General features: G+C 72.1%; 22 protein-coding genes. 15 read left to right on the top strand and 7 right to left on the bottom strand.

Going from position 1 to position 22587, the window contains the following annotated elements:
- Nucleotides 1-17 precede the first annotated feature (17 nt).
- The 3 genes from ACP4J0_RS09120 to ACP4J0_RS09110 are packed head-to-tail and all read right to left on the bottom strand — an operon-like array spanning nt 18 to nt 2049.
- Nucleotides 18-536 carry a carboxymuconolactone decarboxylase family protein gene (locus ACP4J0_RS09120; protein WP_426598113.1) on the bottom strand — a complete coding sequence of 173 codons (519 nt, stop codon included), beginning with the start codon at nt 534-536 and terminating at the stop codon, nt 18-20.
- On the bottom strand, nt 533-1246 hold the full coding sequence (locus ACP4J0_RS09115; protein WP_359977286.1) for an SDR family oxidoreductase: 714 nt from the start codon (nt 1244-1246) through the stop codon (nt 533-535). The genes ACP4J0_RS09120 and ACP4J0_RS09115 overlap by 4 nt, the downstream gene beginning before the upstream one ends.
- Complete coding sequence (locus tag ACP4J0_RS09110; protein ID WP_426598112.1) at nt 1243-2049, bottom strand: TauD/TfdA dioxygenase family protein; 807 nt, start codon at nt 2047-2049, stop codon at nt 1243-1245. Before ACP4J0_RS09110 ends, ACP4J0_RS09115 begins: the two co-directional genes overlap by 4 nt.
- A 196-nt stretch (nt 2050-2245) precedes the next feature.
- Here ACP4J0_RS09110 and ACP4J0_RS09105 point away from each other — a divergent pair, with 196 nt between their 5' ends.
- From ACP4J0_RS09105 to ACP4J0_RS09055, 11 genes are read left to right on the top strand one after another with little or no spacing between them, the layout of a single operon-like run.
- Nucleotides 2246-2977, top strand: coding sequence for an SDR family oxidoreductase (locus tag ACP4J0_RS09105; protein WP_426598111.1), 732 nt, complete (start codon nt 2246-2248; stop codon nt 2975-2977).
- A complete protein-coding gene (locus ACP4J0_RS09100; protein WP_426598110.1) occupies nt 2974-4440 on the top strand; it encodes an aldehyde dehydrogenase family protein in 1467 nt (488 codons plus the stop codon). The genes ACP4J0_RS09105 and ACP4J0_RS09100 overlap by 4 nt, the downstream gene beginning before the upstream one ends.
- Nucleotides 4437-5642 carry a CaiB/BaiF CoA transferase family protein gene (locus ACP4J0_RS09095; protein ID WP_426598109.1) on the top strand — a complete coding sequence of 402 codons (1206 nt, stop codon included), beginning with the start codon at nt 4437-4439 and terminating at the stop codon, nt 5640-5642. The genes ACP4J0_RS09100 and ACP4J0_RS09095 overlap by 4 nt, the downstream gene beginning before the upstream one ends.
- Nucleotides 5643-5700: 58 nt before the next feature.
- Nucleotides 5701-7083 (top strand): ABC transporter substrate-binding protein, encoded by a 1383-nt coding sequence (locus ACP4J0_RS09090; protein ID WP_426598108.1) that lies wholly within the window; start codon nt 5701-5703, stop codon nt 7081-7083.
- A gap of 28 nt (nt 7084-7111) precedes the next feature.
- On the top strand, nt 7112-7303 hold the full coding sequence (locus ACP4J0_RS09085) for a ferredoxin (RefSeq protein WP_359977280.1): 192 nt from the start codon (nt 7112-7114) through the stop codon (nt 7301-7303).
- 53 nt (nt 7304-7356) lie between these two features.
- Nucleotides 7357-8724 carry a cytochrome P450 gene (locus tag ACP4J0_RS09080; RefSeq protein ID WP_426598107.1) on the top strand — a complete coding sequence of 456 codons (1368 nt, stop codon included), beginning with the start codon at nt 7357-7359 and terminating at the stop codon, nt 8722-8724.
- Nucleotides 8721-10391: a thiolase C-terminal domain-containing protein gene (locus tag ACP4J0_RS09075; RefSeq protein ID WP_426598106.1), complete on the top strand. Its 1671-nt coding sequence runs from the start codon at nt 8721-8723 to the stop codon at nt 10389-10391. The genes ACP4J0_RS09080 and ACP4J0_RS09075 overlap by 4 nt, the downstream gene beginning before the upstream one ends.
- The gene (locus ACP4J0_RS09070) at nt 10388-11302 is read left to right on the top strand and encodes an alpha/beta hydrolase (RefSeq protein ID WP_426598105.1); all 915 of its coding nucleotides are present in this window, start codon (nt 10388-10390) and stop codon (nt 11300-11302) included. Before ACP4J0_RS09075 ends, ACP4J0_RS09070 begins: the two co-directional genes overlap by 4 nt.
- Entirely contained in the window at nt 11295-11795 is a 501-nt protein-coding gene (locus tag ACP4J0_RS09065) for a DoxX family protein (protein WP_426598104.1), read from the top strand. Before ACP4J0_RS09070 ends, ACP4J0_RS09065 begins: the two co-directional genes overlap by 8 nt.
- Nucleotides 11792-12679, top strand: coding sequence for an NAD(P)-dependent oxidoreductase (locus ACP4J0_RS09060; RefSeq protein WP_426598103.1), 888 nt, complete (start codon nt 11792-11794; stop codon nt 12677-12679). The genes ACP4J0_RS09065 and ACP4J0_RS09060 overlap by 4 nt, the downstream gene beginning before the upstream one ends.
- Before the next feature lie 48 nt (nt 12680-12727).
- Nucleotides 12728-13348: a TetR/AcrR family transcriptional regulator gene (locus tag ACP4J0_RS09055; protein ID WP_426598102.1), complete on the top strand. Its 621-nt coding sequence runs from the start codon at nt 12728-12730 to the stop codon at nt 13346-13348.
- Here the strand turns inward: ACP4J0_RS09055 and ACP4J0_RS09050 are convergent.
- A complete protein-coding gene (locus ACP4J0_RS09050) occupies nt 13324-14199 on the bottom strand; it encodes an NAD(P)-dependent oxidoreductase (RefSeq protein ID WP_426598101.1) in 876 nt (291 codons plus the stop codon). The genes ACP4J0_RS09055 and ACP4J0_RS09050 overlap by 25 nt on opposite strands.
- 57 nt (nt 14200-14256) lie before the next feature.
- Here ACP4J0_RS09050 and ACP4J0_RS09045 point away from each other — a divergent pair, with 57 nt between their 5' ends.
- The 3 genes from ACP4J0_RS09045 to ACP4J0_RS09035 all read left to right on the top strand — a co-directional run bounded on the left by ACP4J0_RS09045 (nt 14257) and on the right by ACP4J0_RS09035 (nt 18337).
- On the top strand, nt 14257-15093 hold the full coding sequence (locus ACP4J0_RS09045) for an NAD(P)-dependent oxidoreductase (RefSeq protein ID WP_426598100.1): 837 nt from the start codon (nt 14257-14259) through the stop codon (nt 15091-15093).
- A gap of 182 nt (nt 15094-15275) precedes the next feature.
- Nucleotides 15276-16541, top strand: a complete 1266-nt coding sequence (locus tag ACP4J0_RS09040) for an amidohydrolase family protein (protein ID WP_426598099.1) — start codon at nt 15276-15278, stop codon at nt 16539-16541.
- Between the two features lie 191 nt (nt 16542-16732).
- A complete protein-coding gene (locus tag ACP4J0_RS09035; protein WP_426598098.1) occupies nt 16733-18337 on the top strand; it encodes a GMC family oxidoreductase in 1605 nt (534 codons plus the stop codon).
- Between the two features lie 79 nt (nt 18338-18416).
- On the opposite strand, the gene ACP4J0_RS09030 is transcribed toward ACP4J0_RS09035, so the two are convergent.
- Genes ACP4J0_RS09030 through ACP4J0_RS09020 form a run of 3 tightly spaced genes read right to left on the bottom strand, consistent with a single transcriptional unit; the run spans nt 18417 to nt 20932 of the window.
- On the bottom strand, nt 18417-19166 hold the full coding sequence (locus ACP4J0_RS09030; protein WP_426598097.1) for an alpha/beta hydrolase fold domain-containing protein: 750 nt from the start codon (nt 19164-19166) through the stop codon (nt 18417-18419).
- The gene (locus ACP4J0_RS09025) at nt 19156-19875 is read right to left on the bottom strand and encodes an enoyl-CoA hydratase/isomerase family protein (protein WP_426598096.1); all 720 of its coding nucleotides are present in this window, start codon (nt 19873-19875) and stop codon (nt 19156-19158) included. Before ACP4J0_RS09025 ends, ACP4J0_RS09030 begins: the two co-directional genes overlap by 11 nt.
- A 40-nt stretch (nt 19876-19915) precedes the next feature.
- Nucleotides 19916-20932: a 2Fe-2S iron-sulfur cluster-binding protein gene (locus ACP4J0_RS09020; protein ID WP_426598095.1), complete on the bottom strand. Its 1017-nt coding sequence runs from the start codon at nt 20930-20932 to the stop codon at nt 19916-19918.
- Nucleotides 20933-21009: 77 nt separating this feature from the next.
- Here ACP4J0_RS09020 and ACP4J0_RS09015 point away from each other — a divergent pair, with 77 nt between their 5' ends.
- Nucleotides 21010-22572, top strand: a complete 1563-nt coding sequence (locus ACP4J0_RS09015) for an AMP-binding protein (RefSeq protein ID WP_426598094.1) — start codon at nt 21010-21012, stop codon at nt 22570-22572.
- Nucleotides 22573-22587: the final 15 nt, after the last annotated feature.

Raw genomic sequence — 22587 nt, 5'->3', positions numbered from 1 at the left:
GCACGGGCCCGCGGCCGTCAGCCGAAGCCGTCGTCGTCGAGCCCGGGCTCCTGTTCCACATCGAAGGTGTTCAGGACCGCCGCCAGCATCCCGTACGCGCCCACGGTGAACACGAAGTCCAGGAGCTGGCGTTCGTCCAGTTCCATCGCCAGCTCCGCATATGTGGTGTCGGAGAGCGTGGAGGTGGTCTCCAGCTCGTCGACGGCCCGGTTCACCAGCGTGCCGGCGCCGGTCCGGACCCCCTCCAGGTCGTCGTCCTCCAGGCCCGCCTGCCGCCCGATGAGGACGTGCTGTGCCCACTCGTAGCGGCACCGGCGGCGCCAGGCGACCCGGAGGACGGCCAGTTCACGCATCCTCGGCGGCACCGAATTGCGCGCCAGCAGGTGGGTGGAGAAGGTGAGGAACGACTTGGCCAGCGCCGGATGGTGGAGCAGCAGGCCCAGCACGTTCGAGGGAGGCACGGTCCGCCCGCCCGTCAGCGGGCGCAGCGCCTCGGCGTCCCAGTCCTCGTACGGCACCGGGGGCAGTCGCGTCATGTGTTGCGGCCTCCGTTCACGCCGATGATCTGCCCGGTGACGTACCCCGCCTCCTCACTCACCAGGAAGGAGCACGTCGCCGCGATGTCCTCCGGGAGGCCCACCCGGCGCACCGGGGTCCGCGCGATGTGCTCCTCGACGGTGCCGCCGAGCCGCTGCTCCTGCTCGGCGGTGCGCAGCATCGGGGTGTCGATGAAGCCGGGCGGCACGGCGTTGACGGTGATGCCCCGGGGCCCCAGCTCCAGGGCGAGGGCCTTGGTCAGCCCGTTCACCGCCGACTTGGCGGCGACGTAGTGGGCCATGAAGGGCTGGCCGGAATGGGTGCTGGAGGAAGAGATGTTGACGATCCGTCCCCAGCGGCCCTCCCACATGTCGGGCAGCGCCGACTGCACGCAGTGGTACACCCCGTTGAGGTTGATGTCGACGATGCGCTGCCACTCCTCGAAGGAGAGCTTCGCGAACCGGGTGAAGCCGTCCTTGCCCGCCGCGTTGACCAGGACGGAGACCGGGCCGTAGCGGTCGCGCACCGCGTCCATCGCCTTGTCCACCTGTGCCCGGTCGGTGACGTCGACGGACAGCGCGTAGCCGTCCTCGGCCGGCGCGATGTCGAACACCGCCACGTCGAACCCGTCGTCGGTGAGCCGCCGCGCGATCGCCCGGCCGATGCCGGAGGCGCCGCCGGTGACGACGGCCGTCCTCGCCGCGCTCACGCGAACGCCTCGTCGCCGACCACCGTCGTGCGGTGCAGCAGGCGCTCGGAGGTCTCGTCGTAGGGCAGTGCCCGGTGCAGGATCCCGGTGTTGTCCCACACCACGAGGTCGCCGACCTCCCAGTCGTGGGTGTAGCGGAACCGCTCCTGGGTGGACCAGTCGAGCAGTTCGTCGAGCAGCGCACGGCTGTCGGCCGGGTCCATCCCGACGATGTGGTCGGCGGTGGTGCCGGTCACCAGGGAGCGGCGGCCGTCCCGGCGGCGCCACACCAGGGCCGCCTCGTGGCTGGGCTGGGTGCGCCAGGCGGCCAGCTCCTTCTCGCTGGGGTCGGGATTCACCAGCCGCTGGGCCGCCTCGAAGCTGTGCACCACGCGCAGGGACTCGTAGCGCTCGCGTTCCTTCTCCGGCAGGTTCTCGTACGCCGCGTAGGTGCTGGCGAACTCGGTGCCTCCGCCGATCGTGGCGACGTGCCGGGCGGTCAGGGTGGTCGCCTTGACGGGGACGTCGTCGCTGGTGCCGTCCAGATGCCAGTGGAAGGCGCCCTTGAGGTACTTGGCGCTGCTGCTCTTGGCCGGGTTGACTGAGATGGGAAAGATCTCCTGGCCGCGCAGCGCGACCACCTCGCCGAGCGCGCGGCTGAACGCCAGCTGCCGTTCGTCGTCGAGGTGCAGCCCTCGCACGAGGAGGACCCCACGCCACTTCAGGGCCTCGGTCGCGCGGTGCACGAAGGCGTCGTCGAGCGGGTCCGTCACGCCGGTGAACTCGACCCCGAGCGACGGACTGAGGGCCTTCGATTCGATCATGGAAACACCCCTTTCGTTTGCGAGAATCATATTCTCGCAAACGGTGAGCCGGGAACCCCCGTGCCCGGTGCGGGGCCGACGGGTCGTGTGGGCGCCTTGGGGTTTCACCGAAGTAAGCATCAGCTTCTCTTGTCTGAATGCTTGATTCGCTGAAAGTGAGAATGTAGTTTCCGAGCAATCGAGCGAGGAGGCTGGTATGCGCTTCGAGGGCAAGGTGGCGATCGTCACCGGGGCCGGTCAGGGCATCGGCGAGGGATACGCGAGGGCATTGGCCGCCGAAGGCGCACGGGTCGTGGTGGCCGAACTGAACGAGGAGCAGGGGCAGCGCGTCGCCAAGGAGATCGGCGACGCGCTCTTCGTGCGGACCGACGTCGGTGACCCGGCGTCCGCCGAAGCCCTCGCCGACACGGTCATCCGGGAGTACGGCCGCATCGACCACCTGGTCAACAACGCGGCGATCTTCCAGGGCATGCGCCGCGAGGGCCTCACCACCGTCGACTACGACTACCTGGACCAGTTCCTCAAGGTGAACCTGCTCGGCGCCCTGCACATGACCCGCGCCGTCCTGCCCCACCTGAAGGAGGGGTCGGCCATCGTCAACCAGTCGTCCACCGCCGCCTGGCAGGCGACCGGTTTCTACGGCCTGGCCAAGGCCGGCATCAACCACCTCACCGCTTCCCTCGCCGCCGAACTCGGTGACCGCGGCATCCGCGTCAACGCGATCGCGCCGGGGCCGACGGACACCGAGGGATCCCGCGACATCATCCCCGAGCAGGTCCGAGAGGCACTGGTGCGGTCGCTCGCACTCAAACGCATGGGGCAGCCGGCGGACCCGGCGGGTGCGCTGCTCTTCCTGCTGTCCGACGCCGCGAGCTGGGTCACCGGCCAGGTCATCGCGGTCGACGGCGGATCGGTGGTGCGCCTGTGAACACCACCCCCACCAGGTCCCAGCTCATCGACGGCAAACTCGTCGCCTCCCAGCCGGCCTTCGCCTCCCACAACCCCGCCACGGGCGAGCTGGTCGGGCACGCGCCGGAGGCCACCAGGGCGGACGCGGAGACGGCTGTCGCCGCCGCCCGCCGCGCCTTCGACACCACCGACTGGCCCACCGACCGCGACCTGCGCCTGCGCAGCCTTCGCCGGCTCCACCAGGTCCTCGACGAACACCGCGAGGAACTGCGCGAGTTGACCATCGCCGAGGTCGGAGCCCCCCGTCAGCTCACCCACGGCCCTCAGCTCGACGAACCGATCGGCATCGTGAAGTACTACGCCGACCTGCTGGAGTCCTACGAGTTCACCGAGGACCTAGGCGAGATCGAGTCGCGCGGGCAACGCCACCACCGCTGGGTGGAGAAGGAGGCGGCCGGCGTCGTCGCCGCGATCCTCCCGTACAACTTCCCCAACCAGCTCGCCCTGGCCAAGCTCGCCCCCGCGCTCGCCGCCGGCTGCACCGTCGTCCTCAAGGGCGCCCCGCAGACGCCGCTGACCACCCTCGCCCTCGGTGAACTGATCGCCGAGCACACCGACATCCCGCCCGGCGTCGTCAACGTCCTCAGTTCCTCGACACCCGAGGTCGGCGAGGTGCTCACCACCCACCGCGGTGTCGACGTCGTCACCTTCACCGGCGCCACCGCCACGGGCCGACGTATCATGGCCGCCGCATCCGGATCGGTGAAGCGGGTCTTCCTCGAACTCGGCGGCAAGTCCGCCATGATCGTCCTGGACGACGCCGACGTCACCAAAGCCGCCATGTTCGCCGCATTCACGATCTGCTCCCACTCCGGCCAGGGCTGCGCCCTCACCTCCCGCCTGCTCGTGCCACGCGCCCGCCACGACGAGATCGTGCACATGGTCGCGGCCGGACTGGACCGCGTCCGGGTCGGTGACCCGAACGATCCGCAGACGAACATGGGCCCGCTGATCAGCGAGGAACAGCGGGACAAGGTCGACAGCATGGTCCGCCGGGCCGTCGACGAGGGGGCCGTCCCAGTCCGCGGGGGCAAGCGGATCGACCCCGGCTTCTTCTACGCCCCGACCCTGCTGGCCGAGGTCGACCCGGAGAGCGAGATCGCCCAGGAGGAGGTCTTCGGCCCCGTCCTCGCCGTGATCCCCTACGACGACGAGGACGACGCCGTCCGTATCGCCAACAACTCCAGGTACGGGCTGTCCGGCGCCGTGCACAGCGCAGACGAGGACCGCGCCGTCCGCATCGCCCGGCGCATCCGCACCGGCACCTTCTCCATCAACGGCGGCAACTACTTCGCCCCCGACGTGCCCTTCGGCGGCTACAAGCAGTCCGGCATCGGACGGGAGAGCGGCCGGTCCGGCTTCGAGGAGTTCCTCGAGGAGAAGGCCTTCGCCCGCATCGTCGTACCGCGGGAGCAGGGATGAAGCCGCTGGAGGGGATCCGCGTCCTCGAGGTCGCGATGTACGGCTTCGTGCCCTCGGCCGGCGCCGTCCTCGCCGACTGGGGCGCCGACGTGATCAAGGTCGAGCACGCGGTCACCGGCGACCCGCAGCGCGGACTGCGCCGGACCGGCGCGTTCACCGTGGAGGGCGATCCCAACCCCAACGTCGCCCACGCCAACCGCGGCAAACGCTCCCTCGGTCTGGACATGTCCAACCCGCGGGGCCGCGAGGTGCTGCACGAACTGGTCCGGGACGCCGACGTCTTCCTCACCAGCTTCCTGCCCGCCTCCCGCGCCCGGCTCGGCATCGACGTCGACGACATCCGCGCCGTCAACCCGCGGATCGTCTACGCCCGCGGCAGCGCCCTCGGCCCCCGCGGCGCCGAGTCCGACCGGGGCGGCTACGACATGACCGCCTTCTGGGCCCGGGCCGGCACCGCCGCCAGCATCACCCCGCCCGGCACGGACGGCGTGATCACCGCGCCCGGACCGGCCTACGGCGACACCGTCTCCGGCACCAACCTGGCCGGCGGCATCGCAGCCGCCCTGCTGCGCCGCGAACGCACCGGAGAGTCGTCCGTCGTCGACGTCTCCCTGCTCGGCAGCGGCCTGTGGGCGCTCGGCCACTCCATCGCCCTGTCCCTGCACCTGGACCGAGCCTGGGAGGGCGTCACGCCCAGCGCCCACGCGTCCCCCGCCAACCCGCTGACCGGGCTCTACCGCACCGCGGACGACCGCTACGTCTCCTTCGTCATGCTCCAGCCGGCGAGGTTCTGGGCCAACGTCTGCCACTGCCTCGGCCGCCCCGACCTCGCCGACGATCCCCGGTTCGCCACCACGGAGTCCATCGCCGCGCACACGGCCGAGGCGGTCAAGATCCTGCGCGAGGTGATCGCCACCCGGCCGCTGGCCGAGTGGTCCGAGCGTTTCGTCGCGCTGGACGGCCCCTGGGCGCCCGTGCAGGACACCCTCCAGGCCGCCGCCGACGCGCAGGTACGCGCCAACGGCTACATCGGGCAGGCCGGCGACCTCGAACTCGTCGCCAGCCCCGTCCAGTTCGACGTCGAGTACACCAGCCTCGGCTCCGCTCCGGAGTTCGCCGCGCAGACGGAGGAGATCCTCACCGAGCTCGGCTACGACTGGGACCGCATCCTCGCCCTCAAGGCGAGCGGAGCGGTCACCTGACCCGCATCTCCCGTCACCTCCCTCGGACGACGGCGTCCGAGCTTCCCGAGGAGGCACCATGCGCAGGCTGCTCACCGGCGGTGTCACCGCTCTCGCGGTACTGCTGGCCGCCGGCTGCTCCACCCGGTCCGACGACGACCCCGACCCCGGGCGGCAGAACAGTCCCGCCGCCCAGGAGACCGAGACCGCCTCGTCCGGCTTCGGCACCCTGAAGGGCGTGTGCGGCCCCGGCACCGCCGAGAAGTCCACCGCGCAAGGGGTCACCGACGACACGATCCAGGTCGGCGTCCTGTCCGACGTGGGCTTCACCAAGAAGTCCGAGTTCGTCGACACCGCCGAGGTGTTCACCTCCTGGTGCAACGACGCGGGCGGCATCAACGGACGGAAGATCGAGGCGGTCTCCCGTGACACCCGCTTCACGGAGGTCCGGCAACGCACCATCGAGGCGTGCAAGGAGGACTTCGCGCTGGTGGGTGGCGGTGCCGCCCTGGACAGCCTGGGAGTCAAGGACCGGCTGAAGTGCCTGCTGCCCAACTTCCCCGCGCAGTCCAGCCAGATCGGGGCCATCGGCTCCGACCTCCAGGTGATCGCCTCACAGCCGACCGCCGGCTACTTCCAGTACTCCGGCTACTACTCCTGGCTGATGAAGGAGAAGTACCCCGAGTCGGCCGACAGGGTCGGCGTCATCGCCGGTGACTCGCCCGTCACCAAGGTGATGTCCGCCCAGTTCGAGGAAGCCGTGGCCGGCCTCGGTGGCAAGGTCTCCTACACCGACCTCTACCCCGCCTCCGGGGTCTCCGACTGGACACCGTACGCCCAGGCCGTCAAGGAGGAAGGCGTCCGGGGCCTGGTCTTCCTCGGCGACTTCGCCAGCCTCGCCAAACTGGAGCAGGCCCTCACCAACATCGACTACGTGCCCGACTGGATCGACGCCAACTCCAACGCCTACGGACCGGCCTTCCCGCAACTGGCCGGGGCGGCACTGGCCGAGCAGCACAACTACGCCGAACTCTTCGCCACCGCACCGCTGGAGAGCGCGGCCGACAATCCCGCCACCCAACAGGCCGTCGACCTGTTCGAGAAGTACGCGCCGGGGAAACAGCTCACCTACCCGGCCCTGCGCGCCTTCTCCTCCTGGCTGCTGTTCGCCACCGCCGCCCGGGACTGCACCACGCTCACCCGCGCCTGCGTGTACGAGAACGCGCGCAAGAACACCGACTGGACGGCGGGCGGCCTCCAAGCGCCCTTCGACCTGACCTCCGAAGAACCGACCACCTGCTTCGCCGTCGTGGAGGCCACCGCAGAGGGCTGGCGGCCCGCCGACTTCGAGCCCGACCAGGGGGCCTTCCGCTGCGACGGGCCCGCCTACAAGTACAAGGGCGACTACGGCAAGCCCGCCACCCTCGCCTCCGTGGGCAAATCCCTGTCCGACCTGAAGTGAACGCGAACGTGAACGGGAGCTGAGTGACGTGAAGGTACGCGTCGACCCCGAGCGCTGCCAGGGACACACCCTGTGCGCCATGCGCGCCCCGAAGGTCTTCGAACTGAGCGAGATCGACGGCCACTCCTCGCCCATCGGCGAGGAAGTCCCCGACGACCAGCAGGACCAGGTGGTGGAAGCCGTCCGGTCCTGCCCCGAGCGAGCCATCAGCGTCTACTAGGCCGTGTTCACGGTCTGGCCGGGCGCGCGGCCGACACGAGGAGAACGCACACCATGACCGGACCCGACTCGCACGACGACGAGGCGCGCAGGCAGCCCCGTGTCCACTTCGACCGGCACGCCCCCGAGTACCGGGACCAGTTCGAGGAGCAGACCCGCGCCTTCCACTCCGGCTGTCCGCTCGCCTGGTCCGACACCTACGGCGGACACTGGGTCGCCGCCGGCAATCGCGAGCTGCTCGCCTTCGCCCGTGCCGGACAGCAGCTGTCCAACGACCACGACGTCAACGGCGAACGCCGTGGCTACCAGGGCATCAGCATCCCGGCGCCGGTGCGCGGCAAGGGCTTCCGCGGCGGCTTCCTGGAGATGGACCCGCCGGAGCAGCGCGCCTACCGCAACGCCCTCAACCCCTACCTCTCCCCGGCGGCCGTCGCCCGCTGGATCCCCTTCATCGACGAGGTGGCCCGCGCCTGCCTCGACGAGCGGATCGAGTCCGGCCGGATGGACTTCGTCGACGACCTCGCCAACATCGTCCCGGCCGTCTTCACCCTCGCCATGATGGGGGTGCCGCTGAAGAAGTGGCAGCTCTACAACGAGCCCGCCCACGCCGGCGTGTACACCCCGCCGAACTCCCCGGAGATGGCCCGGGTGGCCGAGGCCCACATGGCCATGCTCAAGGACATCGCCACCACCCTGCACGAGGTCCGGGCCCGCCCGCGCCCGGGGCTCGCCGACGCCCTCGCCCGGCTGGAGATCAACGGTGAGCGGCCGTCCGACCTCGATCTGGTCGGTGCCATGGCCCTGCTGATCGGCGGCGGCTTCGACACCACCACCGCGCTCACCGCGCACGCCCTGGAGTGGCTCTCCCAGCACCCCGGGGAACGAGCCCGGCTGAACCGGGAACGCGACACCCTGCTGGACACCGCCACCGAGGAGTTCCTGCGCTATTTCACGCCGGCTCCCGGCGACGCGCGGACGGTCGCGGAGGACTGCGAGATCGCCGGGAAGGAGTTCAAGGAGGGCGAACGGCTGTGGCTGTCCTGGGCGATGGCCAACCGCGACCCGGCCGTCTTCCCCGACCCGGACCACGTCGACCTGGAACGCGGCGGCAACCGCCACACCGCCTTCGGCCTCGGCATCCACCGCTGCATCGGTTCCAACGTGGCCCGTACGGTCTTCAAGCGGATGCTGATCCAGGTCCTGGACCGCATCCCGGACTTCGCCTGCGACCCGGAAGGAACCGTCCACTACGAGACCATCGGCGTCATCCAGGGCATGCGCCACCTGCCCGCCACCTTCACGCCGGGACCCCGCCTCGGCCCCGGCCTCGACGAGACGCTGGAGACCCTCCAACGGGCCTGCGACGAGCAGGGACTCGCCGAACCGGTCACCGTGCGCAAGGCGGAGGCGAAGGTCCGTTGACCGCGCCCCACCCCGGAGCCGCCCGCCCGCGGCCGCAACCGGACCAGGAGAGCGAGTTCTTCTGGACCTCCGGCCGCGACGGACGCCTCCGCTTCCGGTCCTGCACCGCCTGCTCGGCCCTGATCCACCCGCCGCAGCCGCTCTGCCGGCACTGCCGGGGCCACGACACCGACGTCCGGGCGGTCTCGGGCCGGGCGACCCTGATCGGCTTCACCGTCAACCACCGCTTCCCCCTCCCCGGCCTGCCCACCCCGTTCGTCGTCGCCCAGGTCGCGATCGAGGAGGATCCGCGAGTCCGCCTCACCACCAACGTGGTCGACTGCGGGCCCGAGGACCTGCGTATCGGCATGCGGATGGAGGTCGTCTTCGAGCAGGCCGGAGACACCTGGCTGCCGCTCTTCCGCCCCGCCGCCGACCAGCCCGACCCGGCCCCGCTCCCGGCCGACGACCCACCGCCCGAGTACGTACGGGGCCATGTCCGCCGCACCCCGGTGACGAGCCGGTTCGAGGACCGTGCCGTCATCAGCGGAGCCGGTGCCTCCCGCATCGGCCGCCGCCTCATGGTCCCGCCCCTCCACCTCACCGTGGAGGCCTGCGAGAAGGCCGTCGCCGACGCCGGGCTCACCCTCGACGACATCGACGGCCTGTCCACCTACCCCGGCGGGGGCGCGTACGGCGGCTTCGCCGAAGGAGGTGTCACCGCGCTGGAGTCGGCGCTCGGGCTCCGCCCGGTGTGGCACAACGGGGCAGGGGAGACCTTCGGCCCCGGCGGCTCCGTCATCGCCGCCATGCTCGCGGTGGCCGGCGGCCTCGCCCGGCACGTGCTGTGCTTCCGCACGGTGTGGGAGGCGACGTACGCCGAACTCGTCCGCCAGGGAAAGATCCGGCTGCCCCGGGGGAACACCGCCGACGGCTGGTTCAAGCCGTTCGGCGCCGTCTCGCCCGCCGTCATGCTGGCGATGAACGCCCAGCGGCACATGCACCGCTACGGCACCACCCGCGAGAGCCTCGGCTGGATCGCCCTCAACCAGCGGGCCGGCGCGGCCGACCATCCGGACGCGATCTACCGCGACCCGCTCACCATGGACGACTACCTGTCGGCTCGCCCCATCGCGACCCCCTTCGGCCTCTACGACTGCGACGTCCCCTGCGACGCGGCGACGGCCGTCGTCGTGTCCGCCGCCGAGACCGCGGCCGACCTCCCGCGACCGCCCGTCCGGATCGAGGCGGTCGGGACGCAGGTCGCCGAACGCCCCGAGTGGGACCAGGCGACCCTCACTCACGAACCCCAGGTACTGGGCCAGGCCGCCCACCTGTGGACCCGCACCGACCTGCGTCCGCCGGACGTCGACGTGGCCCTCCTGTACGACGGCTTCACCTTCAACTGCCTGTCCTGGATCGAGGCCCTCCGTTTCTGCGCGATCGGCGAGGCCCGCGACTTCCTGGACGGGGGAAAGAACATCGCCCGGGACGGGATCCTCCCCCTCAACCCGCACGGCGGACAACTCTCCCACGGCCGCACCCACGGCATGGGCCTGCTCCACGAGGCCGTGCTCCAACTGCGCGGCGAGGCCGGCGCGCGCCAGGTCCACAACGCGCGGACGGCCGTGGTCTCCAGCGGCGGGCTCACCCCCAGCGGCGTACTCCTGCTCAGGACGGACCGATGACCTCGACCGAACCCGAACTCGCCACCGGCGTCCACCGGGAGGTGGCCGACGTGCACGGCGTCCCCGCCTCGGCGCTCGTCGCCGAGGCGGCGCACCCACGCGCCGTGATCGTGGCCCTGCACGGCGGCGCCACCACCTCCACCTACTTCGACCACCCCGGCCACCCCCGGCTCTCCCTGCTGCGCACGGCGGCCACGGCCGGCTTCACCGTCATCGCGCTGGACCGCCCCGGCTACGGCAGCTCCGCCGGACACGAGGAGCGCATGCGCGCACCACGGCAGCGCACTGACTACGCGTTCGCCGCCGTCGACGCGTTCCTCGAAGGTCGGGACAAGGGCCTCGGCCTGTTCCTCTGGGCCCACTCGGCGGGCTGCGAGCTGACCATCCGCATGGCGAGTGACCCGCGCGGCGCCGGCCTGCTCGGCGTGGAACTCGCCGGCATGGGCCGCACCCACCATCCCACGGTGCTCACCGCCATGGAGGAATGGCGCAACGATCCCGGCCGCACCCGGCCCAACCTGCGCAGCGCCCTGTGGGACCCGCCGCACGCCTACCCGCCCGACGTCTACGGGGGACGCGGCATCGGCGCCACCTCCCCGTCGTACGAGGGCCGCCGGGAGAGCTGGCAGGAGGAGTTCGCCCGGCTCGCCGCACGCGTGCCGGTGCCGGTCCACCTCACGCTCGCCGAGTACGAGCAGGTGTGGATGAACGGTCCGGAAGGACTGGCCGACCTGGCCGCCATGTTCACCGCCGCGCCCCGCCTGGTACTGCACGAACAGGCCGGCGCGGGCCACAACACCAGCGTCAGCCGCACCGCGCTCGCCTACCACCTGCGCGTCCTGGCCTTCGTCGAGGAGTGTGCGCTCGGCGTGCCGGCCCTGCCCTCGGAGAGGGGGCGGGGCGATGGGTGAGCCCGGGGACGCCGCGCTGCTGGCTGTCCGGGTCGTGCTCGGCGCGGTCATGGTGGCGCACGGCTGGAACCACTGGCGGGGTGGGGGCGGCATCGCCGGTACGGCGGGCTGGTTCGCCGGACTCGGGCTGCGGCGTCCGCGCCTGCAGGCCTGGTTGAGCGTGCTGACGGAGATCGGCGCGGGAGCGCTGCTGGTCCTGGGGCTGTTCACGTCACTGGCCTGCGCGGCGGTCCTGTCGGTGATGCTCGTCGCCGGGCTGCTCGCGCACCGCCCGCACGGCTTCTTCGTCTTCAAGGAGGGCTACGAGTACGTCCTCGTGCTGGGCGTGCTCGCGGTGGCGCTCGGGGCGTGGGGACCGGGGGAGTACGCCGTCGACACGGCGGCGGACCTCGCGGTCACCGGATGGGGCGGTGCCGGTCTGGTGCTCGGCGTGGCGGCCGTGGCGACGGGCGGACTCCTCGCCGCGTTCTGGCGGCCTCGGGAAACGACGTGAAAGGGCGACGCGACATGCGGGTCGGCTTCATCGGGCTGGGCAGCCAGGGCGCGCCGATGGCGCGGCGCATCGTGCGGGCGGGATACGAGACCATGCTGTGGGCGCGCCGGTCCGCCACACTCGCATCGTTCGCGGACACCGCCGCCAAGACCGCCGGATCACCGGCCGAACTGGCGGCGGCCTGTGACGTGGTGTGCCTCTGCGTCGTCGACGACGCGGACGTCGAGCAGCTCACCACGGGAGCGGACGGCGTCCTCGCCGGGATGCGCGCAGGCGGGGTGATCGTGGTGCACTCCACCGTCCACCCCGAGACCTGCCGCCGGCTGGAGGACCGTGCCCGCATCCAGCGGGTCTCGGTACTGGACGCGCCGGTCAGCGGCGGCGGACGGGCCGCGGAACAGGGCACCCTGCTCGTCATGGCGGGCGGTGATCCGCAGGTCTTCGCCTTCTGCCGACCGCTGTTCGCCACGTACGGCGATCCCGTGGTCCACCTGGGCCCGGTCGGCTCGGGACAGGTCGCCAAGCTCCTCAACAACGTACTGTTCACCGCCCAGTTGGGACTCGCGGCGGACGCGCTCGAACTGGGAGGACAGCTGGGCCTGGACACCGAGGGGCTCGGCCGGATCCTGCCACGCGGCAGTGCGGCGAGCTTCGCGCTGGAGCGGGTCGTCGACGCGGGCGGCACCCTCGCCCGCATCGCGGCACACGCGGGCGGGCTGCTGGCCAAGGACGTGCGGCTTCTCGCCGACGTCGCGGACAACGCCGATACCTCCGACATCGCCGATACGCCCAGCCTCACCGAGAGTGCCGCGCCCCACGGGGAACGGCGGCCGCGCCCGGTGCGGGAAGCGGCTCGTTCCGCACTGGACGCCATGGGACTCTGAGGTGCGTACTGTGTGCGGGCGGCTCTCCAACGGCGGAAGGTGCACCACGTGGGTTCTGCGCGGCGTCAGGCGATACTGGAAGCGGCCCTGGAGGTGTTCGCCGAGCGCGGCTTCAAGAGCGCGTCGATCGACGCGGTGGCCGAGCGGGCCGGACTGACCCGGCAGGGCGTCCTGCACTACTTCCCCAGCAAGAAGCGGCTGCTGCTGGAGATGCTGACCTTCCGTGAGCAGCTCAACCGCGAGCACCTCGCGGACCACCCGGCCGGTGAGGACCTGCCCGCCGACTTCGCGGCGGCCGTCGCCTTCGAGCAGGGCCACCCGTCGTTCGCCACCGTGCACAGTGTGGTGATGGCCGAGGCTGTCACCGGCCAGGAACCCGCCCGGGGCTACGTGGGAGACCGCTGCCGCTCCCTCCAGGCCCACCTCACCGCCCGGCTGACCGAGCGCTACGGCGAACGGCTGCCCAGCGGACTGAGCGCGTCGGCCGCCGCCACCGCCGTCCTCGCCCTGATCGAGGGCATCCACCAACTGTGGCTGGTGGACCCCGGACCGGACACGGACCGCTACCCGAGCGTGGTGCGAGACGCCTTGGCCGTCCTCGTCGGGGAGGAACCAGGGGGTGGCGGGGAGGCGAACGATCCTGCTCAGGCGCCTGTGGTGAAGGGGTAGATCCGGGTGAAGTCGGCCCCGGGTTCCGCGGCGGCGAACGCCTCCCACACCGCCCGGGTGACCGCGGCGACCGCGGACGTGCCGCCGAGGGCTTCGCTCTCCTCCAGGTACAGGCCCACGTCCTTGGCCATCAGCGTGTTGCTGAACCCGGAGGCGTAACGGCCGGTCAGTACCTCGTCGGGGAACTTCTCGGCGGTGGCACCGCTGCGTCCGCTGGAGACGTTGAGCACCTCCAGCATCACGGCCAGGTCCAGCCCCGCAGCCCGTCCGAAAGCGACGGCCTCGCTGGTGGCGGCCAGTGCGGTGGCGGACAGGAAGTTGTTGGCGAGCTTGAGCGCCTGCGCCTGGCCGGGCCGGTCGCCGACCCGGCGTCCGCGGTCGCTGAGCCCCGCGAGTACGGGCTCGACGCGCGCGCAGTCCTCGTCGGTCCCCGCGTACATCACCATCAGGCTCCGGCCGCGCGCCCCCGCCACCCCACCCGACACGGGCGCGTCGACGTACGCCGGCCCCAGCGCGGCCAGCTCGCGCGCGGCCACGACACCGACGGTGGACGTGTCGACGACGTGGGTGACCCGGCCCTCGCGGGCGTCCGCGAGTTCCCGGACGACCTTCGCGCAAACCGCTCCGTCGGGCAGGCTGAGCACCACGACATCCGCGGCCCGCGCCACGTCCGCAGGGCTCGGTGCCCACTGGGCGCCCGACGGGCACCGGGCCGGTCCCGCCGCGTCGTGCGCCACGACCTGGAACCCGGCCCCTACCAGGTTCTCGGCCAGTGCGCCGCCCATGTTCCCCAACCCGATGAATCCGACCGGTCGGGGTTCTTCGCCGTGGTGGTGATGTTCCGTCAACATGGCCTCACTGTTCGAGAGAGTTGTGCTAACGATACCGGAGAATGTCATTTCCGAAGGGTGCCGGCTGTTGCCGGCCGAGAGGCGGAGGTCGTCGTGGAGCTGGGTTTCGTCGGTGCCGGGCGGATGGGCCGCCCCATGGTGCGACGACTCGTCCGGGCGGGGCATCGGGTGCGCGTGTACGCCCGTGGCGCCGAGGCGCGCCAAGCGCTCGCCGGGGACGGCGCCGGGCCCGTCACCTCGCTCGCTGCCGTGGCGCGCGGCGTGGACGCGCTCCTCGTCTGCGTCCTCACCGACGCGCAGGTCCGGGAGGTCTGCTTCGATGGGGCACTGGGAGCGGCGTTGCCCGCCGGAACGGTGCTCGTCGTGCACACCACCGGCGACCCGCGCACGGTACGGACGCTGGCCGACCGGGGCGCCGACGTCGTGGACGCGCCCGTCAGTGGCGGGCCGCACGACATCGAGGCCGGCCGCCTGACGGTCTTCGCCGGAGGCCGGCAGGAGGCGGTGGACCGGGTGCGGCCCGCGCTGAGCGCCTACGCGGATCCCGTGCTGCACGTCGGGCCGCTCGGTGTCGGGCAGAGTGTCAAGCTGGTGAACAACGCCCTGTTCGCAGCCCAGTTGGGGCTCCTCGCGCAAACCGTGGAGGTGGGACAACGGCTCGGGGTCGACGAGGGAACGCTGCTGGCGGCCCTGGCGCACGGCAGTGCGGCCGGAAACGCCTCGGCGGCGTCCGCCGCCCGGGGCGGGGTGGCCGCACTGGCCGCCGGCGCCGGCCCCTTCCTGCGCAAGGACCTGGCGGTGGTCACCGCCCTCGCCGGGGAGCTGGGCCTGGGGCTCGGCGCCCTGGAGCCGGCCGTCCGCAACCTGGAGGAACTGCTGCACGGCGGCGGCTGACCTGCCCGCCCGGCCCGCCGGGCTCCCGTCGCGAGAGGTGGTAACGCTATTCTCTCAGAGTGAGATCGCTGTTATCTTCAGGGCGTCCGGTCGGCAGCGAGCAGATACGGAGATACCGCCATGGCCCAGGACCGCACCGCCACCCCCAAGCCGACCGGAGACCGCGCCGGGACGGCCGCGTGATGGCCGCCCGGCAGAGCGCGCCGCGACCCCCCGTGCTGCTGCGGGCGGCACGGATGCTCGACATCGACAAGGGCGAACTCGTGGAACCTGGCGGCCTGTCGGTCACCGGCGAACACATCACCCAGGTGGGACTGCCGCACCGGCTGCCCGAAGGCACGGTCGTGCGCGACCTGGGTGACGTCACCCTCATGCCCGGCCTGATGGACATGGAGGTCAACCTCTTCCTCGGCGGCCCCGACCACCGCAGTCCGCTCATCCCGGTCCAGGAGGACCCGGCGGTGCGGACCCTGCGCGCGGCGGCCAACGCCCGGCGGACCCTGCGGCGCGGTTACACCACCGTCCGCAACCTCGGACTGTTCGTGCAGACCGGCGGCGTCCTCCTGGACGTGGCGCTGAAGAAGGCCATCGACCTCGGCTGGGTCGAAGGACCGCGTGTGGTGCCCGCGGGACACGCGATCGCCCCGACCGGCGGCCACCTCGACCCCACCATGTTCCAGGCGTTCGCCCCCGGCGTGCTGCCGCTCACCGTCGAGGAGGGCATCGCCAACGGTGTGGCGGAGGTGCGCAAGGCCGTCCGGTACCAGATCAAGTACGGCGCACGGGTCGTCAAGGTGTGCGCCTCCAATGGGGTCATGTCCCACACCGGCCCGGCGGGCGCCCAGCAGTACTCGGACGAGGAACTGCGCGCCATCGTGGACGAGGCGCACCGGGCGGGCGTGAAGGTCGCCGCCCACTGCATGGGGGACTTGGCGATCCGGGCCGCCGTGGAGGCGGGCATCGACTGCATCGAGCACGGCTTCCTGGCCAGTGACGCCACCCTGGACCTGATGGTGGAGCGCGGCACCTTCCTGGTCGCCACCACCTTCCTGACCGAGGGCATGGACACCGAGCACGCCGACCCCGCCCTGCGGGCCAAGGCGGCCGACGTCTTCCCCCGCGCACGGGAGTCCACGAGCCGCGCCATCCGCCGAGGCGTCAAGGTCGCCCTGGGCACCGACGCCCCCGCCGTCCCGCACGGCAGGGGAGCCCTGGAGCTGGGCGCACTGGTCGACCGCGGCATGCGCCCCCTGCAGGCCCTGCGTGCCGCCACCACGGTCGCCGCCGACCTGATCGACGCGGACGATCGGGGACGCCTGGAACCCGGTCTCCTCGCGGACGTCATCGCCGTGCCGGGCGACCCGCTCGCGGACGTCTCCGTCACCGGGCGGGTGTCGTTCGTTATGAAGGGCGGCCAGGTCTACCGCGACGACGCTCCGGAGCCCTGAGCCCACGACCACCCGGCCGGCCGAGCCGCGGGTTGCCGAGGGTCCGCGCGCCGGCCGCGACCCGTCCCACGGTGGCGCGGGGACCGCGGGACCGCACCGGTTCCGGCAGGCGGCCTCCAGACACGCGACGTCCTCCGGCGCCACCTGGGCGCCCCGGCGGCACGCCCGCGCCGCGACGAAGGAGTCTCGAGATGTACGACTACGTGATCGCGGGCGCCGGGTCGGCGGGCTGCGTCCTCGCCGACCGGCTCTCGCGCGACCCGGGTGTCCGGGTGCTGCTGGTGGAGGCCGGCGGCCCGGACCGCCACCCCTACCTGCGCATCCCCAAGGGCGTCGGGAAACTCTTCGGCGACCCGTCCTACTCCTGGCACTACCGCACCCGGCCCATGCGCCCCGGCGGCAACCCGGACATGTGGGTGCGCGGCAAGGTGCTCGGGGGATCGAGTTCCGTCAACGGCATGGTCTACAACCGCGGCACCCGCGCCGACTGGGACGGCCTCGAAGCCCTCGGCAACCCCAGATGGGGCTGGGACGCCGTCCTGCCGGCCTTCCGTGCCATCGAGAACAACGCCCTGGGCCCCTCGCCCACCCGGGGCACCGGCGGACCCCTGCACGTCTCCACAGTCCGGGACCCCGACCCGCTGTGCGACGAACTCATCGCCACCGGCGAGGCAGTCGGCCTGCGGGCGGTGCCCGACGTCAACGAACACGACGGCGAACGCGTCGGCTACGCCATGGCCACCATCAAGAACGGTCAGCGTTTCAGCGCCGCACGTGCCTTCCTCCGTCCGGCGCGCTCCCGCCCGAACCTGACCGTGGCCGCCGGCACCACCGTCATCCAGGTGCTGTTCGACGGGGACAAGGCGACCGGCGTGCGCGTGCGCACCGCCGACGGGGCGAACGAGGAGATCCGCGCCCGGCGCGAGGTGATCCTCAGCCTCGGCAGCCTGGCCACGCCCAAGCTGCTCCAGCTCTCCGGTATCGGCCCCGCGGAGATCCTGCGGGCCGCCGGAGTGGACGTACGCCTCGACCGCCCGCTGGTCGGGGCCCGGCTGCGCGAGCACCGCTGCCTGGCGCTGCGATTCCGCCTCAACGCCCCGCTCGGCGCCAACCGGATGCTGTCCTCCCCCCTCGCCCAGGCCCGCACCGGCGCCGCGTACCTGCTCACCCGCAAGGGCCCGCTGGCCCGGCCCGCCTATGACGTGATGGCGTTCCTGAAGTCCCGTCCCGACGCCGAGCGTCCCGATGCCGAGGTGCTGCTGGCGCCCTGGTCCCTGGGCGCGCTCGTACCGGGCAAGCCCGCGGCCGTGGAACGGGAGCCCGGGGTGTCGGCGTGTGCGATGGTGCTGCGTCCCACCTCGGAGGGGTCGCTGGCCATCACCTCGGCCGACCCCGACGCCGGCCTGGACATCGACCCCGGGTACTTCTCCTCCGCCTACGACCGGAACGTGGCCGGCGACGTCTTCCGGCGGTTGCGGGAGTACTTCGCGACCGATCCGATCGCCTCCCGGATCACGCGCGAGACCTTCCCCGGTCCTGCCGTCGCCTCCGATTCCGAGGAGGACGTCGTCCGCTCGGCCCTGGACGGCGGTTACTGCGGTTTTCACGCCATCGGAACCTGCGCGATGGGCTCCGCACCGGAGGACGTGATCGACCCCGACCTGCGGGTGCGGGGTGTGGACAACCTGCGAGTGGTCGACGCGTCCGTGCTGCCGGTGATGGTCGCAGGCAACCTGAACGGCCCGGTCATGGCGATGGCCTGGCGGGCCGCGGAATCCCTCCTCGGCGCCAGGTGAGGAACGGCCGGCGGGGGAGTGCGGGTCCCGCCGGCCGTCGGCATCGTCGTCGGACCGCCCTCAGACCTCTCAGGCGTCCTCAGACCGTCCCTCGGACGTCCGAGGAACTGAACGACGCCGACCTGTGCCACGACATCAGGAACGCCGCCATGGCACCCAGCCCCTTCAGCACTTGCGTCGACAGATCCTCGTACACCCGCAGATCCACGGTGACTCCGGAGTGCGCGGCCCGGGTGGCGAACGACAGCGTGTCGTCGAGCAGCACCTCCGTGCCGGCCGCGTGGAGCTGCACCGGCGGCAGACCGTGCAGGTTGCCGTGGAGCGGGCTGAGCAGCGGATGGTCGCGCGGGGTGGACCCCGCGTAGGCCGCCGCCCGAGTGGCGAGCGCCTCGGAGTCCACCGTGCGGTCGGCGACCGCGTTGAACAGCAGGCTGGGCGCGTCCAGCGTGAAGTCCAGCAACGGAGACGTCAGCACGGCACAGGTGGGCAGTGGCGCGTCCCCGTCCCGCAGACGCAGCAGCAGACCGGCCGCGAGGGCCCCGCCGAGCCGCTTCCCGGCCACCGCCACCGCACCGCCCTGGTCGTGGCAGTACTCCCAGGCGGCGTACAGGTCGTCCAGGGCCAGCGGGAAGTGCGGCCGGTACCGAGCACAGACGACCGCCTGACCGGTGAGCCGCGTCAGCTCCCGAGCGGTCGGCAGCGCGTCGCGCGGGGTGCCCGCCAGCCGGGGATCACCGTGCGCGTACAGCACGGTCTGCCCGGCCGCCTCGCCCTCCGGCCGCACCTCGGGCCCGAACGGCCCCTCCACCACACGGACTTCACTTGCCACGGGACATCACCTTCTCCGCCGCTTGCCAGTGTTCCTCCGACACCCACAGCCGGGCGAAGGCCGCGGCGGCCTCCTCCGGCGGACGGGTGCGAGTCGTGAGCTTCTTGACCTCCTGGGCCTGGGGTGTGGCCAGGGCGCGTGCCACGCCGCGCCAGCCCCGCTCGAATTCCGCGCGCGGCAGTACCAGATCGACGAGTCCCGCGCGTTCCGCCTCCGCGGCGTCCAGCAGGCGGCCGGTGCCCGCCAGCAGCAGTGCCCGCCCGGGGCCCACCAACCGTGCCAGACGCTCGGCGCCGCCCCAGGCGGGCACGATCGCGAGGGCGGTCTGGTTGAAACCGACGCGGATGTCGTCCGCCGCGATGCGGATGTCCGCCGCGACCGAGACCTCCGCCCCGCCGCCCAGCGCGTGCCCGTTGAGCGCGGCCAGCACCGGTCCCGGGAAGGCGGAGATCCGGTCGCACAGCGCCCGCATGCGCAGGGCCATCGCCGACGCCTGTGCCTCGGTACGCAGCCGGGACAGTTCCTTCAGATCCCCGCCGGACACGAACGCCCGGTCCCCGGCCCCCGTGACGGCGAGTGCCGACGCGCCCTCGGCCGCGTCCAGCGCCTTCTCCAGCTCGTCCATGGCCTGGAGGTCGAGGGCGTTGCGGGCATGCGGGCGGTCGATCGTGACGACGGCCAGGCCGTCCTGAAGCTCCAGCTCAACCATGCGCGGCCTTCCGGTCGTCGGGGAGGACGGGTCGGACGGATCAGTCCTCGTACACCACGGTGACCTCGGGGGAGGTCGGTTCCGCCTGGCAGGTGAGCACCCAGCCCTCGGCCACCTCGTCGGCGTCGAGCGCGTTGTTCACCCGCATCTTGACCTCGCCCGACCTCAGGAGCGCCATGCAGGTGGCGCAGTCCCCGGACTCGCAGGAGAAGGGCGGGGCGAATCCAGCGCGGCGGGCGGTCTGGATCAGGGTCTCGCCGGGCCGCTGCGGGACGGTGCGCCGCTGCCCGCGCAGGCCGACCGTGACGGTGCCCGGCTCGGTGGCAGGCGCGTCGGCGTCCGCCGGAACCGGTTCCACGGGCTCCGACGCGGCCGGGGTGAAACGCTCGACGACGATTCTGTCGGGCCGCACCCCCGCCCCGGCCAGTGTCCGCTCCACGAGGTCCATGAACGGGGCCGGTCCGCACACGTAGAAGTCGCTCTCCCGCGGCTGTTCGCCGGCCACGGCACGGATCTCGTCCGCGGTGACCAGCCCGTCCCGGTCGTCGAGGTGATGCCGTACCCGGAACCGCGCGGTGTGCCGCAGGGCGAGCGCGTCCAGTGACGCCGAGAAGATGGCCGACTCGCGGTCCCGGTGGGCCGTCAGTAGCCGCACGGACCGGGTGGTGGTGGCCAGCGCGCTCTTGACGAGGGAGTACACGGGGGTGATTCCGCTGCCGCCCGCGAAAGCCACGAGCGCCCGGGAGCCGGCCTCCTCGCGCAGGCAGAAGGCGCCGGCGGGCCGGGTCGCCTCCAGGGTGTCGCCCGCCTTGAGGTCACGGTGCATCCACTCGGAGACGAGTCCGCCGGGCACGCGCTTGACGGTCACGCACACCTCGCCGTCGGTGTCGGGACTGCTCGACATCGAATAGCTGCGCAGCGCGCCACAGGCCCGGAAGGTCAGGAACTGCCCGGCGCGATAGGGGAAGGGAGCGTCGAGGGTGAAGGTGCGGACATCCGGCGCCTCGTCGGTGATCCGGGTGATGCGCACCGGATGGAAGCCGTGGTCGCGTGCCATGTATGGAACTTACCTTCTCGCCATGGGAGAGTGCAATTCTCGTAACGCCCATCGCGTGTGAGAGGAGTGCCCCCGGCATGTCGACGTTTCCCTCCGCTGCCCTGCGGACCGTGCCGCCCGAACTGGTCGCCCACTACGAGGAGTCGGGCTGGTGGACCGACGAGACCTTGGGCGGCCTGCTGGCCGCCGGCCTGGCCGGGTCCCGGGACGTGGAGTTCCGCGTGCACTCCGAGATCCGCCCGTGGGCCGGGACGTTCGCCGAGGTGGAGCTGGTCGCCCGGCGTCTGGCGGCGGGTCTGCGCGAACGCGGGGTGGGGCCCGGCGACGTCGTCGTCATGCAGCTGCCCAACTGGATGGAGGCCGCCGCCGTGTTCTGGGCCTCGGCCCTTCTCGGGGCCGTGGTCGTGCCCGTGGTGCACTTCTACGGCGCGAAGGAGGTCGCGTACATCCTCGAGGCGACCCGCCCGAAGGCATTCTTCACGCCCGAGGTCTTCGGCCGGCAGCGGTTCCGCCCGGACCTGTGCGAGCGGGTCCCGATCGTCGGCGTGGTGGGGCGCGACTTCGACGACCTGCTCGCCGAGGAACCGATGCCGGGCGTGACACCGGTCGACCCGGACGCCCCCGCTCTGGTCGCGTTCACCTCCGGGACCACCCGCGACCCCAAAGGCGTGGTCCACAGCCACCGCACGCTCGGTTACGAGACCAGGCAGCTCGCCTCCTCCTACCCGCCGGACCGAGGGCGGCAGTTCACGGTCGCGCCGGTCGGTCACTTCATCGGCATGGTGAACGCCTTCCTGATACCCGTGCTCGACGGGACGCCCGTCAACCTGGGCGACACCTGGAACCCGGCGCAGGCCCTCGCGCTGATGCGCGGCGACGGACTGACCGTCGGCGGCGGGGCCACGTACTACATGACGAGCCTGCTCGACCACCCCGACTGCACCCCGCAGCACATCGCCCGTCTGAAGTACGCGGGCCTCGGCGGCGCGGCCGTGCCCTCGGCAGTGACGACCCGGCTGGAGTCCCTCGGCATCAGTGTGTTCCGCGCCTACGGCTCGACCGAGCACCCGTCCGTCACGTGCACGCCGTACGACGGGCCCGTCGACAAGCGCCTGTACACCGACGGCGTGCCCCTCCCCGGCGTGGAGGTGCGCCTCGCCGAGGACGGCGAGATCCTCACGCGCGGACCCGACCTCTGCCTCGGCTACACGGACCCGGAACTCACCCGGGCCGCCTTCGACGCCGACGGCTGGTACCGCACCGGCGACATCGGCTCCTTCGACGCCGACGGCTGGTTGTGCATCACCGACCGCAAGGCGGACGTAATCATCCGCGGCGGGGAGAACATCAGCGCCCTGGAGGTCGAGGAGGTGCTCCTCGGCGTGCCGGGTGTGGCGGAGGCGGCCGTGGTCGCCGTGCCGGACGCGCGGCTCGGGGAGCGGGCCGCCGCCGTCCTGCGGATGAGGCCCGGATGGCAGGTCCCGGTCCTGGCCGAACTGCGGCTCCACCTGGAACGGGCCGGTCTGGCCCGGCAGAAGTGGCCCGAGCGGATCCATGCCGTCGACGACTTCCCGCGCACCCCCAGCGGCAAGGTGAAGAAGTTCGTCCTCCGCAACCACATTGCCACTCCCACTCGGTGAGAATACGATTCTCTC

The organism is Streptomyces sp. WG7 (genome assembly GCF_049975785.1).
Taxonomy (GTDB): Bacteria; Actinomycetota; Actinomycetes; order Streptomycetales; family Streptomycetaceae; genus Streptomyces.
The sequence above is the reverse complement of the archived record's forward strand: the minus strand, read 5'-3'. Positions and strand labels throughout refer to the sequence as shown.

Coding starts and splice junctions, on each gene's coding strand:
- ACP4J0_RS09120 (WP_426598113.1), bottom strand. CDS start 536: ATGACGCGACTGCCCCCGGTGCCGTACGAGGACTGGGACGCCGAGGCG.
- ACP4J0_RS09110 (WP_426598112.1), bottom strand. CDS start 2,049: ATGATCGAATCGAAGGCCCTCAGTCCGTCGCTCGGGGTCGAGTTCACC.
- ACP4J0_RS09105 (WP_426598111.1), top strand. CDS start 2,246: ATGCGCTTCGAGGGCAAGGTGGCGATCGTCACCGGGGCCGGTCAGGGC.
- ACP4J0_RS09095 (WP_426598109.1), top strand. CDS start 4,437: ATGAAGCCGCTGGAGGGGATCCGCGTCCTCGAGGTCGCGATGTACGGC.
- ACP4J0_RS09090 (WP_426598108.1), top strand. CDS start 5,701: ATGCGCAGGCTGCTCACCGGCGGTGTCACCGCTCTCGCGGTACTGCTG.
- ACP4J0_RS09080 (WP_426598107.1), top strand. CDS start 7,357: ATGACCGGACCCGACTCGCACGACGACGAGGCGCGCAGGCAGCCCCGT.
- ACP4J0_RS09070 (WP_426598105.1), top strand. CDS start 10,388: ATGACCTCGACCGAACCCGAACTCGCCACCGGCGTCCACCGGGAGGTG.
- ACP4J0_RS09065 (WP_426598104.1), top strand. CDS start 11,295: ATGGGTGAGCCCGGGGACGCCGCGCTGCTGGCTGTCCGGGTCGTGCTC.
- ACP4J0_RS09050 (WP_426598101.1), bottom strand. CDS start 14,199: ATGTTGACGGAACATCACCACCACGGCGAAGAACCCCGACCGGTCGGA.
- ACP4J0_RS09040 (WP_426598099.1), top strand. CDS start 15,276: ATGGCCGCCCGGCAGAGCGCGCCGCGACCCCCCGTGCTGCTGCGGGCG.
- ACP4J0_RS09035 (WP_426598098.1), top strand. CDS start 16,733: ATGTACGACTACGTGATCGCGGGCGCCGGGTCGGCGGGCTGCGTCCTC.
- ACP4J0_RS09025 (WP_426598096.1), bottom strand. CDS start 19,875: ATGGTTGAGCTGGAGCTTCAGGACGGCCTGGCCGTCGTCACGATCGAC.
- ACP4J0_RS09020 (WP_426598095.1), bottom strand. CDS start 20,932: ATGGCACGCGACCACGGCTTCCATCCGGTGCGCATCACCCGGATCACC.
- ACP4J0_RS09015 (WP_426598094.1), top strand. CDS start 21,010: ATGTCGACGTTTCCCTCCGCTGCCCTGCGGACCGTGCCGCCCGAACTG.